This is a genomic window from Roseibium sp. Sym1 (assembly GCF_027359675.1).
GTDB lineage: Bacteria > Pseudomonadota > Alphaproteobacteria > Rhizobiales > Stappiaceae > Roseibium.
The window spans coordinates 5,559,204-5,571,536 of sequence record NZ_CP114786.1 but is presented as its reverse complement, the minus strand read 5'-3'; the positions used below and the strand labels follow the sequence as shown (position 1 = coordinate 5,571,536).

Below are 12,333 nucleotides of genomic sequence, written 5' to 3'. Positions count from 1 at the left end.
GGTGCGTGCCCCTGGCCCGCACCGGCTTTCTTTTACGCAGTTTGAAACGTCGGCAGGCCGGCGCGGCGGGCAAGCACCGCGCACCAGGCGCCAAGGCCGAGTTCGACGGCGGCGGCAGCCTGCAGGGATGCGGGCGGCAGTCCGTCGAGAGGCAGGCTGATCAGGCGCCCAATGCCATAAGCCAGCAGCAGGGCGGCCGAGGCCAGTAGGGCGGGGCGCTCAAGGGTTTTGTTCACAAGCCCCGCCGTCGCGACGAGCCCGCCGAGCAGGACAAGAATCCCGGGCGCACGAACTTCACTCATCATGGCGGGTGCCGGATCCAGCACCATTCCGTTCATGGCGAACAGGAAAGCGGGTGCAAAGACGATCAGGCTTCCAATGGCAAAAAAGGTGATGGCGGACAGCGTGAGGGCGGTCTTGGCGGCCAGGTTGCGCATAACGATACTCCACGGATTGATGTTGGGTGGCCGCAAGATGACGACGTCGATGTGGATTTTCCATGCCGGAAAGTGCTAATGCTTATGCAGATCGTCCAAGAAAGGCGTGGAAGTCGACGCAATCATGTCCCAGTCGCCGTCAAGCGCCACCACGCCAGTGTCGGGCCCTCCCGTGTCTCTGGATCCGCTGGGAGAGATCCTCCACCTTTTGCAGCTCACCGGCACCTTCTATTGTGTTCCCGAGCTGTCGGCGCCATGGGGCATTGCCGTTCCGGATCTGGACCGGCAATTGGTTTTGATCGCGGTGACCGAGGGAGGTTGCCGTGTTGATCTCGGCAACGCGGAGGAGCTTGTCCTGTCCGCTGGTCAGCTGCTGCTTCTGCCTCACGGGCGCCCTGTCGACCTGCGGGACGCACCCGGCAGCGCCTTGACGCCGCTTTTCGATATACCGGCCATCCGGCACAGCCCGCACTTCGAGACCATGGTCCATGGCGGAGGCGGCGCTGTGACCCGAATGACCTGCGGTGTTCTGAGGGTTGACCACGCGGCGGCGGACCGCCTGGTCAGCCTGCTGCCGAATGCCATTCTCCTGGACAGTTTCAAGCCGCGGGCAGGAGACTGGGTAAACCAGACCCTGACCTATCTGGCCGAGGAGGCTCGGGAACCGCGGCCCGGCGGCGAAACGGTTCTGACCCGCTTGACCGATATCCTGGTGGTGCAGGCCATCCGTGCCTGGCTCGACAGCACGGGTGACCAGGCAACCGGCTGGCTGGCGGCCATGCGGGACCCGAAGATCGGCAGGGCCCTGCAGGCGTTCCATCAGGCGCCGCGCTTCGGCTGGTCCGTCGGCGGACTTGCGACTGTTGCCGGCATGTCGCGATCCGCCTTCGCAGCCCGTTTCAAGCATCTGACCGGTGAGGGTGTGATGCAGTATGCCGGTCGCTGGCGCATGCGGCTTGCCCAGACCGAATTGCAGCGCACCAGCCGCCCGATCGCCGAAATTGCCGCGCAGGCCGGCTATGAATCCGAAGCGGCGTTTTCACGTGCGTTCAAGAAGGTGACCGGCCGAACGCCGGGGTCAATGCGGAAGGGGAATATCCGCGAGTAAGCATCGACCGGCCTACCTCCCTGTCAGCTTGGCCACCAGTGAAATCAGGTGTCCTTGGAAGTACCCTTGTTCACGCAGGACAGGTTCGCCGGCGTGGACGGTGACGCGATCAAGAGGAGTCTGGTTAGGGCGTCCGCGGCTTTCCCTTCGCAGAGCAACTCCTGCAGCGTCATGGAGGTGCCGCTGGACAGTCTCCAACCTAGCGGGATCTGCTTGCGCTCGTCATAGGGTTCCACCCGAATGAGCTCGCCGATTCCCTGGAGAGGCTTTTCTTGTCTCTTCAGTTTTTTGTTGAGAGCGAAATAGTCGTTTGCCACCTCAAGTGATGTCACGGATCGCCGTGACCAGGTCTTCAACAACCCGATGGGCGGTGTCAGGACCAGGCCGTAGGAGCTGTCGGCAAGAAGATCCGGCGTTCTCAAATTGACGGCGACAAGGTGCAGATCCACTCGGCACCAGAAATTTCCTGCGTCAGCGTTCCGGGCGGCTGAACAGTTTTGGCGGATCTGGTCCTGAAGCAATTTTACGAGTCTGAGGGCCTGTTCGGTTCCTGAGGCCTCCACGTAACCGCCATCGATATACTGGGTTTCCGCCTGGAAAAGCATCGTCCCGTGATCGTTCGTTCCAGCGCATTCAGCCGATGCGACGAGCCGTGTCAACGTGCCTCCGGGTGAAGCATACGGGAACCTTGCGCTCATGACGGCCGCCTGAACCAGCGACAGGTCCCGGTCTTCCTTGAAAGTCTGAAGCGCCTCCTCTCCAAGCTTGTTCTCGCTGCAATTCTCCATGGATTTGTAGACGTCGGTGTTGTTCGGACGCTTGGCGAGTATTTCTCGAAAGGTGACATCCTTCTGCGAAAACGGGGAGAGAATGTCGCCGTCAGACTCATGCCCCCTGATTTTGAAGGGGGCTGAACTCACCGTTCGGCCGGTCTGCAATTCGGTCACGTTCAAAACGAGGGCCGGTAGACCGCTTTCGGGTGACCACAGCGCACTGGCGGGTGCTTCAAGAAACGCAACGGCCTTTGGGTCATATTTGGATACAGAGGACACAACCACGTCTTCCAGCGCCTTGGCCCGGTCGGGAAATGAGACCGGATACGCCGGCAAGAAGCGCTGCGGATAGTCGAGCGTCACGAAGTTTGCGATGACAGGAGACAACAGATCCTCGTTCAGGATCTTGAACATCGTCTCTTCCAGTGTGCCGTCAGGCGTCCGGCAACCGCCGTCTTGCGTATTTGCCGCAAGTTGTCCCTTCAGAACTGCACCGTGGATGGCCGCTCCGACGGAACCGCCCGAGACACCGCTGACGGCAAAAACATGTTTGGAAAAGGCACCACATCCCTCTGCGGCCAGGCTGTCATCGAGTTTTGCCAGGGTGAAGGCCGCATTCTGCGCGGCGTAAATGCCACCCCCGGCTGCGGCAACAATGAAGACCGGGATCTTTCCGTCAGGGTCTGAAACGGATTGACGCTCGGCCTTGCGTGTGAGCCAGGTCTCGAAGGCGGTTTGCAACCCGACCTGTTCTGGAAGAAGGATCTGTCTGGTATCCGTCTCGGAAGGGGCGCCACCCACAAGCGTGTCGACATCGTGGTTGTTGGTGGCGTCGAAATACGCCAGCACTCCGGCCCACATCCCCAATATGACCATAAAGGGCACCTTGGTGCGCATCTGTGCCCGGGTCAGGAAAGTCGTGAACACGAGGATGACGATAAAAAAGCCGACGCCATAGGTCAGGGTGCCGAGCAGTTGCGGCATGAATACGGGAGAAACCCAGGTGGACAGGAGGCTCAACACCAGGAAAACAAGGAAGAACAGCCACAAGTCCCGGAAATCCGTCTCGAGCATGTTCGAAACGAATTTGAAGAGATTGTTTCTTGTTCTTGTGATGAATATCGCCAGCCAGACGATAATTGCCAAACTGCACACCGCGGCAGCCCAATAGAGCGCGGTTCCATCGGATTGGCGTCCCTGTTGGTAGGCCGAGACCGCAACCGTAAGCAGGGGCAGGATTGCCAGCAGCCTCGGCAGTATAAGACGCGCAGCGTTGGCGGCATCCGCCGCGCTCCGGTAATCCGGCTTCATTTCGGTTCCGGACGGCCGGCTGCCGTCATCGTTGAGTTCGGTCAGCCAGCGGGAGGTGAACCAGATTGTGAAGGGAAAACAGACCAGGAGGGTAACAAGACTGGCCACCAACGCGACATATGGCAGCCACGAGAACTCCGCGCGCACCGGACTGAGCAGTGCCCTGTATTCGTCGACTGTCTGGCCGTAACCGAGAAGAAAAACAGCCAGGGCGACGACGATAATCTGCGATCTCAGAAGGTGGCAGGCGCGCGCGACCCCCGCAACGCAACGAACCGGATGCGCGATGCACGTGTGAAAAATGGCAATCGTCAACTTCAAGGAATCAATAAACCAATTCAAGAAGTTGCTGAAAAGGGTTGGCCGCGATGGCGGCGTGGTGCTTGGCGTGTTCATGAAAAATCCAAAAAAATATAATTTGAAGATTTGAATAGAATACAACTTAACAATGTGTTTGTTAATAAAATTATCTTGAGGGTTGCGGTGCGGCAAGGCAATTGGACGCGCATTCCCGCAACCGTACCGGAGCGTACACTTTTTCGCCAATCCGGCCTTTCGCTTCGGCTGAAAACCTGTCAAACCCGGTGTCAGTTACATATTTGGGCGCGGTAGAACCCCGGTTCCGGCACAGCTGAAAGGGCCGTTACCGGAGACGCGCCCCTGCAGGGAGAGAAACAATGCCCCCGTATCGTTCCAGAACGTCGACCCATGGCCGCAACATGGCCGGTGCCCGCGGCCTGTGGCGCGCGACCGGAATGAAGGACAATGACTTCGGCAAGCCGATCATTGCGATCGCCAATTCCTTCACCCAGTTTGTTCCGGGTCATGTGCATCTGAAGGATCTTGGCCAGCTTGTGGCCCGCGAAGTGGAAAAGGCCGGCGGCGTAGCCAAGGAATTCAACACCATCGCGGTCGATGACGGCATCGCCATGGGCCATGACGGCATGCTCTATTCGCTGCCCTCTCGCGAGGTCATTTCCGACGCGGTCGAATACATGGTCAACGGCCATTGCGCCGACGCCATCGTCTGCATTTCCAATTGCGATAAGATCACCCCGGGCATGCTCAATGCCGCCATGCGGCTGAACATTCCGGTCGTCTTCGTCTCGGGCGGGCCGATGGAGGCCGGCAAGGTGGTCCTGGAAAACGGCGTCGAGAAATCCGTCGACCTGATCGATGCCATGGTGGCTGCCGCGGACGACCGGATATCCGAGGCCGACGTGCTGACGATGGAACAGAATGCCTGCCCGACCTGCGGATCCTGCTCGGGCATGTTCACGGCAAACTCCATGAACTGCCTGACCGAAGCACTTGGCCTGTCGCTGCCCGGCAACGGTTCGACCCTGGCAACCCATGCCGACCGCGAACGGCTGTTCGTCGAGGCGGGGCACCTGATTGTCGACCTGGCCAAACGCTATTACGAGCAGGACGATGAAAGCGTGCTGCCGCGCAACATCGCCAGCTTCAAGGCATTCGAGAATGCCATGAGCCTCGACATTTCCATGGGCGGCTCGACCAACACCATCCTGCACCTGCTGGCGGCCTCCCATGAAGGCGAGGTCGGCTTCACCATCGACGACATCGACCGCCTGTCAAAGAGCGTGCCGGTTCTGTGCAAGGTCGCGCCCGCGGTGGAAAACATCCATATGGAAGACGTCCACCGTGCGGGCGGCATCATGGGCATCCTGGGTGAACTCGACCGGGCCGGCCTGCTGCATTCGCAGGTCCCCACCGTTCATTCCGCCACCATGAAGGAAGCGCTGGCGCGCTGGGACATCCGCCAGACCAATTCCGAAAGCGTGCACCAGTTCTTCAAGGCCGCCCCGGGCGGCGTGCCGACCCAGGTCGCCTTCAGCCAGGAACGCCGCTGGGACGATCTCGATCTCGACCGCAAGGGTGGCGTCATCCGCGAGCTGGATCATGCCTACAGCAAGGATGGCGGTCTCGCGGTGCTCTACGGCAACATTGCCGAGGATGGCTGCGTGGTGAAGACCGCCGGTGTCGACGAGAGCATCCTGACCTTTTCCGGTCCGGCCCGGATCTTCGAGAGCCAGGACAGCGCGGTTTCCGCGATCCTGACCGGCAAGGTCAAGGAAGGCGACGTGGTGCTGATCCGCTACGAGGGGCCGCGCGGAGGTCCCGGCATGCAGGAAATGCTCTATCCGACCAGCTACCTGAAGTCGAAGGGGCTCGGCAAGGCCTGTGCGCTGGTCACCGACGGCCGTTTCTCGGGTGGCTCCTCGGGCCTGTCCATCGGCCATATCTCGCCGGAAGCGGCCGAGGGCGGCGCCGTCGGCCTGGTCGAGGAGGGCGATACCATCGTCATCGACATTCCGAACCGGGTGCTCAAGGTGGATCTCTCCGACGAGGAGCTGGCAACGCGCCGGGCGGCCATGGAAGCCAAGGGCGAGGGCGCCTGGAAACCGCTCGAACAGCGCAAGCGCAAGGTCTCCAAGGCCCTGCGTGCCTACGCCAAGATGACGACCAGCGCGTCCAAGGGCGCGGTTCGCGAAGTCGACTGATCGACTTGTATCTCGTGATTTGACAAGCGGGCCAAGCGCCCGCTTGTTCGTTTTCGGGCCTGGCTGGCAGCCAGCATCTACTGGGATCAGAGGGAACGCATTTCGTGATCAGGGGACTGGGGCGTGAAAAGGGGTTTCAGACGGCCGTTGCAATCCTCATTCTGATCGTCAATTTCATGATCGTTTTTTACGCGGTCTCGACGCTCGGAGAACAGGATTCAAGTGGAACGTTCCGGTTTACGGCGAAAGTCATTCCCCTGAAATACTATCTTTATCTGGGCCTGAGCCTGGTGTTTGGCGGCATCTCGACGTTGTTCATAAGATATCCGGAGCACCATTCCCGCTGGGGTGCCCGCGCGCTGGCTTCTCTTCTTCTGCCGGCGTTCCTGCTCTTTTTCACGCTCAACATGAAAATTTTCTCCTGGGATTCCTTCTGGTCAACCGTGTTCCCTGGTGGATAGCGCTTGCCATATCGTGAGCAGCAACCACATACCCGGCTAATTGTTCGCCCGCACATCCCCCGATCCGGACACCTTTATGGATTCTCTGACGCAATTCGTTCTCGGCGCAGCCGTCTCCACAGCACTTCTCGGCAGGAAAGTCGGACCTCGCAAGGCCGCGCTCATTGGCGGCGCCCTTGGCACGCTGCCGGACCTGGATGTGTTCCTGCCCTTCGACGATCCGGTCGACAGCTTTGTCTATCACCGCGGCTGGACCCATTCCGTGTTTGTACATGCGCTGGCTGCACCCTTCCTGGGCGAAGGTGTGCTGCGCCTGTTCAAGGGGCTGCGCGAGCACCGCTGGCTGGTCTGGGCAACGGTGTTCCTGTGCCTCGCCACGCATGCTGCCATTGATGCGATGACGGTCTATGGCACCAGGATCTTCTGGCCGCTCTATCCGGACCCTGTTGGCGTGGGATCCGTTTTCATCATCGATCCGCTCTACACGCTGCCATTGCTGGCGGTTGTGATCTGGGCACTCTGCAAGAAAACCTGGACGTCGAGCCTGCGGAACGGCGTTGCCGCCGCTCTTGTCGTATCGACGGGATATCTGGGCCTCAGCGCTGCAATCCAGCATCATGTGGAAGGGCGGGCGAAACAGGTGTTTCTGGACAACGGCGCGCTCCCGGATCGCGTCTACGCAATAGCGACGCCGTTCAATATCCTGTTCTGGAAGGTGATCGGTCTGCGCGAGGACAGCTACGACAATCTCTATATCTCGCTTCTGGACGGGCCCGGTCCGGCAGAAATCTACTCTCATCCGCGCCACCCGAACCTCGGGACGTGCCTGGAGGAGACCACCGCCTATCGCAAGCTGGACTGGTTCAGCCATGGTTACTTCCGCACGGACCTGATCGGGACCAGTGTCGTCATGTCGGACCTGCGCATGGGCCTGACACCTGGCTACGCCTTCCGTTTTGTGATCGGCGAGCTCGACGGCGCACAGATCCGCCCGGCCGGACCGGAAAGGTTCGCGGATCTTGTGCGGGTAGAAGACGGTGACCTCGACTGGTTGCTGACACGCCTTCAGGGCATGCCCGGCGTTCGCCGGGCGGAAGTCACCTCTGTGCCGCGCCAGGAGATCGCGGCTCTCTCCAGCTGTTTTTCGGGCGAGGAAGCGACAGGTTAGGCCACCCTGGGCGGTGGCAGGTAACGGTGTTGCCCGGAAACGTGAACATATTGCCGTAACGTCGGAACGCTTTCGGATGCATGAATTATGAGCACGCTTTCGGTGCGGCCTTGAGCAGGTGCGGCAGCGGGGACATCTCGCGGTTGAAATAAGTCCAACAAATTCAGGTTATTGCGGAGACGCCGCGCTGGAGCGGAAATCTGAAGCGGATGCTGAGGAAATGAGCAGCCTGTTTTTGCCAAGGGCATTGGCAAAAATGGCAAGCAAGAATTAACGTATTGGGCGGGATCATGCCCCCGATTTCTTTATATGGGGCAGAGACATGATCAAGCGGACAGCCGGAGCCGCAACCGTTTTGTGTTTCGCGGGATTGACCGCGTCGGAACCCGCAAATGCGTCCGGGGCAATGGAAGTCGCTGCCTTTCAGAAGAGCCTGGACATGGTCTGGGTTCTGTTCGCGGCGGGACTGGTTCTGCTGATGCAGGCCGGGTTCATGTTGCTTGAAGCAGGCCTTGTCCGCTCCAAGAATTCCATCAACGTCGCCCAGAAGAACCTGCTCGACTTCGCGGTGTCGGTGCTGTTCTTCGCGCTTTTCGGCTTCTCTCTGGCTTTCGGTGCGGGCGGCGGCTGGTTTGCCGGTTTCGACACGCGGTTGTTCGGCCTGTCCGGGCTTGATGCCTGGGGACTGACCGTCTTTGCCTTCCAGGTGATGTTTTGCGGCACTGCCGCGACCATCATTTCCGGCGCCGTCGCCGAGCGGATGCGCTTGTCTTCCTATATCTGGTGCTCGGTTCTGACAGCCGGTTTCATCTACCCCGTGTTTGCCCATTGGGCCTGGGGCGGAGCGCTGTTCGCCGATGCCACGGCCTTCCTGGCCGATGTGGGGTTCGTGGATTTCGCAGGCTCGACCGTGGTCCATGGGACGGGAGCCTGGATTGCGCTTGCAGCCTGCACGATCCTCGGGCCGCGGGCCGGACGCTTCGGTGCGGACGGGCAGGTCTTCCGCATTCAGGGACACAGCTCTGTTCTGGCAACTTCGGGTGCCCTGATATTGTTTGTCGGCTGGCTCGGTTTCAACGGCGGGTCGACGCTGGCGGCCTCCCGGGACGTGCCGATGATTCTGGCAAACACCGTTCTGGCCGCAGCCGCCGGAACGGGAATGGGGTACCTGCTGGGGCGGTGGAAAGACAGGGTGATCCTGCCGGAAAACTCGATTTCAGGGCTCCTGGGCGGCCTCGTCGCCGTGACGGCAGGATGCCACGTGCTTTCTCCCATGGGCGCTCTTGCCATTGGCGGCATCGGCGGGGCCGCCGCGATAGGCGGCGCGGTGTTCCTGGAACGGAAACTGAAAATCGACGATCCGGTGGGCGCAATTGGCGTGCACGGGTTTGCGGGTGCGGCCGGAACGATCGGCCTGTCGCTGCTGGCTCCCGTCGACTTGCTGCCTCTGGGAGCGCGCCTGCCACAGTTTCTCGTCCAGATTTCAGGCGTGCTGGCCTGTTTTGTCTGGTGTTTCGGCACCGGGTGGCTGCTGCTTTCGCTCTTGAACCGGGTGCAGCCGCTGCGACTGGATGCTGCCAGCGAGGATCTTGGTCTCAACGAGGCCGAACACGGGACCCGTCTCGGCATCGGTCACGTCGAGGACGCGCTCGACCGTTTGATTGCAGGCAAGGCGGACCTGTCCATGCGGCTGGATGTGGCAAAGGGCGACGATTCGGAACGTCTGACGCGTCTGTTCAACGCCCTGATGGACACGGTCCAGAGCGAGGAACTGGCGCATAACCGGGCGGCCGATGCCAAACGGACCCGTGAGGAGGCCGAGCGCCTGTCCGCGCTCGCAAATGCCACGTTCGATGCCATCGTGATATCGGTTGATGGCCGGATCCTGGACGGCAACAGGACCTTCGAGGAACTGATCGGATACGGTATCGACGAACTTGAGATGCGCGGGCTTTACGAGTTTGTCGACAACGAGCTTGCCGGAACACTCGAGGAACATCTGGTCAAGGCGGAAAAGGAACCGCGGGAAGTCACTCTGGTCAGCCGCTCGGGCGAAAGGGTGCCGGTGGAAATCCGGACCCGCGTGATTTCATACCGCGGCATCCCGACCCGGGTTTCCGCTCTGGTCGATCTCAGGGAACGGAAAAAGGCCGAGGCGCAGATCCTGCACCTTGCGCAACACGATCCGCTCACGGATCTGCCAAACCGCGCGGTCTTCAATGCCGAACTCAAACAGGCGATCGGCCGGTGCCAGCAGGACGGCCGGTTCGCGGCCCTGCTGCTGATCGATCTCGACCGCTTCAAGGATATCAACGACCTTCACGGACATCCGGTCGGGGATACCGTGATCCGCATGACGGCGGAACGGCTGCGGCAGGCCAGCCGCAGCGGCGACACGGTCTCGCGGTTGGGAGGGGACGAATTCGCCATTGTCCAAAGCGGCATCCAGTTTGCCAATCAGGCCGAGGACATGGCCATGCGACTCGTTCAGATCCTGTCCGAGCCGATTGATTGCGGCAACGGACTGGTTCTGAAACCGGGGGCGAGCATCGGTATTGCCCTGGTGACTGGGCCTGACGACGAGGATCAGGTGATATCCAATGCCGACATAGCCCTTTACAACGCGAAAAACCGGGGCCGTCACACCTATTGCCTGTTCCAGGCGGGCATGGGCGACGAGGTCCGCCAGCGCCGGGCGCTGGAGAAGGATCTCAATTCGGCCCTGTCGGACGGTCAGTTCGAACTGTTCTTCCAGCCACGCATGAGCCTGGCAGCTGCCGAAATCGTCGGCTATGAGGCGCTTATCCGTTGGAACCATCCCACTCGGGGCCTCGTGAGCCCCGCCGAGTTCATTCCCGTTGCAGAAACCTCCGGCCAGATCGTGGCAATCGGAAAATACGTGCTGGCGCAGGCTTTGAGAGTGGCCGCAACAACGATCCGGGACGCGAATATCAGCATCAATGTCAGTCCCGTTCAGTTCCGCGACAAGGACTTTGTCGATGACGTGAAACAGGCCATCGGCCTGTCGGGCATACCGGCCGGCCGGATCGAGCTGGAAATAACGGAAAATACCCTGATCGAGGATGATGCCAGGGCGCTTTCCGTCCTGACGCGGTTGAAGGACATCGGTGTCAAGATCGCCCTGGACGATTTCGGCGTCGGCTATTCCTCCCTGAGCTACCTGAGCCGGTTCCCGTTCGACTGCATCAAGATCGACCGGTCCTTTGTCTCCGAAGCCAGGCGGAACTATGGATCGCTTGCAATCATCGAAACCGTGGTCAGGCTCGGCAAGGCGCTCGACATGCGCATCGTTGCCGAAGGCGTCGAGGATACCGAAGAGCTGTGTCTTCTGGCGCAACGCGGCTGCCATGAGGCGCAGGGCTATCTGATCGGCATGCCACAGCCCGCCGAGCGTCTGGTGCAGTCCATTCCGGCGGACGTTTCCAGGGCACTCGAAAGCCTGAAGTTCGGCGGTCTGCAGGTGTTCGAGGCCGCCAACAGGAAAAACCTCGCCAGCTGAGCGGAGCCTTCCTCACATGAATCGGGACGACCTTGCGGATTCCGGGCGGTGCGGTGCGGGATTCATGCAGATCGGGGAGCTGTCAGTTCAGTCCGGACTCCACGAGCGGGAGCAGCATGGTCTTGTCCAGCAACGCGTCCGGGTCGTGAATCTCGGGAACCTGTGCGCAGTCGCTCCTCTGCGTGTCGCCCTCTGCCAGCGTGCCTTTGAGATCCGCGCAGATGGGAATGGCCGCCTGTCGGGTGCCGCCCACGGCCGCGGTCATGACGTCCAGCAGAGAGCCGTCTGTTCCTTCCAGAGCAATGGAAAGATGCTTGGCGAAAAGTGAGATGGTGCGGTCGGCGGAATAATTCGCCGCCTGACCCGGCCCCGACGATATGACCAGTGCTTCCGGGCGATCCTTGTGATCGACCTTGTGGTTCGCCAGGAGATCGATGCCGATTGCGTGCGGGTTGTTCGTGTCGAGGATTAGAATGACTTCACCGGCCGGAATTGTATGAATGAGAGCCGCAAGGGCCGAGGCGGACATGAAAGTGCCGTCGCTGATGGCCTGCGAGGTCGTTTCCGGTTTCTGTTCCGCCCACAATTCAAGCACATACCCGTTGGCGTCGTCGGCCTCGGCCGATTCCGACAGCCCAAGCGGCAGGTTGGCATAGATGATCAGCCGGTCTTGCGGCTCCAGCTTGTTGGCAAGTTCCGTCGCCTTGAGCTTCAAGGCCGCCGCGCTGGCGCCCTCGTTGACAAGAAAATGCTGGTTTCCCGGGCCGGAATCCAGACGGGGGGCAAGGGACTTCATCACCTTTTCTAGGCTGTTCTTGCACACTTCGACGGACTGGGCTTTCCACGGCGGGCAATTGCCGATTGCCAGCAGGTGGTTTTGACTGGGAAGTGTTTCCTGGGCGCTGGCAACAGAGGTCGATGAAGTCTGATGGAGCAGCACGAGAACGAGCGGCGCGATCAATCCCAGCGAACGAAACGTTCGCGACACCACCCGTTGGAGGCCTTCGGCCATGTCTACTCCCCAGAACTCGAT

8 protein-coding genes are annotated in these 12,333 nt (G+C 60.6%); 5 read left to right on the top strand and 3 right to left on the bottom strand.

Annotated elements, in window-relative coordinates:
• Positions 1-32 precede the first annotated feature (32 nt).
• Positions 33-437: a DUF4345 domain-containing protein gene (locus tag O6760_RS25820; RefSeq protein WP_269582522.1), complete on the bottom strand. Its 405-nt coding sequence runs from the start codon at positions 435-437 to the stop codon at positions 33-35.
• Positions 438-561: 124 nt separating this feature from the next.
• On the opposite strand from O6760_RS25820, the gene O6760_RS25815 reads away from it, so the two are divergent.
• Positions 562-1,545 (top strand): AraC family transcriptional regulator, encoded by a 984-nt coding sequence (locus O6760_RS25815; RefSeq protein ID WP_269582521.1) that lies wholly within the window; start codon positions 562-564, stop codon positions 1,543-1,545.
• 44 nt (positions 1,546-1,589) lie between these two features.
• Here O6760_RS25815 and O6760_RS25810 read toward each other — a convergent pair whose 3' ends face one another.
• The gene (locus O6760_RS25810) at positions 1,590-4,121 is read right to left on the bottom strand and encodes a hypothetical protein (RefSeq protein ID WP_269582520.1); all 2,532 of its coding nucleotides are present in this window, start codon (positions 4,119-4,121) and stop codon (positions 1,590-1,592) included.
• Positions 4,122-4,306: 185 nt separating this feature from the next.
• On the opposite strand from O6760_RS25810, the gene ilvD reads away from it, so the two are divergent.
• From ilvD to amt, 4 genes are all read left to right on the top strand, one after another.
• A complete protein-coding gene (gene ilvD / locus O6760_RS25805; RefSeq protein ID WP_269582519.1) occupies positions 4,307-6,151 on the top strand; it encodes a dihydroxy-acid dehydratase in 1,845 nt (614 codons plus the stop codon).
• Positions 6,152-6,255: 104 nt separating this feature from the next.
• The gene (locus O6760_RS25800) at positions 6,256-6,612 is read left to right on the top strand and encodes a hypothetical protein (RefSeq protein WP_269582518.1); all 357 of its coding nucleotides are present in this window, start codon (positions 6,256-6,258) and stop codon (positions 6,610-6,612) included.
• A 76-nt stretch (positions 6,613-6,688) separates the two neighbouring features.
• Positions 6,689-7,780, top strand: a complete 1,092-nt coding sequence (locus O6760_RS25795) for a metal-dependent hydrolase (protein WP_269582517.1) — start codon at positions 6,689-6,691, stop codon at positions 7,778-7,780.
• A 322-nt stretch (positions 7,781-8,102) separates the two neighbouring features.
• Entirely contained in the window at positions 8,103-11,300 is a 3,198-nt protein-coding gene (gene amt, locus O6760_RS25790) for an ammonium transporter (RefSeq protein WP_269582516.1), read from the top strand.
• A gap of 82 nt (positions 11,301-11,382) precedes the next feature.
• Here the strand turns inward: amt and O6760_RS25785 are convergent, their stop codons facing one another.
• Positions 11,383-12,312 (bottom strand): hypothetical protein, encoded by a 930-nt coding sequence (locus O6760_RS25785; protein WP_269582515.1) that lies wholly within the window; start codon positions 12,310-12,312, stop codon positions 11,383-11,385.
• Positions 12,313-12,333: the final 21 nt, after the last annotated feature.

What these genes read in the sequence shown, in the direction of transcription:
- O6760_RS25820 (WP_269582522.1), bottom strand. Translation starts at nt 437, where the DNA reads ATGCGCAACCTGGCCGCCAAGACCGCCCTCACGCTGTCCGCCATCACC.
- O6760_RS25815 (WP_269582521.1), top strand. Translation starts at nt 562, where the DNA reads ATGTCCCAGTCGCCGTCAAGCGCCACCACGCCAGTGTCGGGCCCTCCC.
- ilvD (WP_269582519.1), top strand. Translation starts at nt 4,307, where the DNA reads ATGCCCCCGTATCGTTCCAGAACGTCGACCCATGGCCGCAACATGGCC.
- O6760_RS25795 (WP_269582517.1), top strand. Translation starts at nt 6,689, where the DNA reads ATGGATTCTCTGACGCAATTCGTTCTCGGCGCAGCCGTCTCCACAGCA.
- amt (WP_269582516.1), top strand. Translation starts at nt 8,103, where the DNA reads ATGATCAAGCGGACAGCCGGAGCCGCAACCGTTTTGTGTTTCGCGGGA.
- O6760_RS25785 (WP_269582515.1), bottom strand. Translation starts at nt 12,312, where the DNA reads ATGGCCGAAGGCCTCCAACGGGTGGTGTCGCGAACGTTTCGTTCGCTG.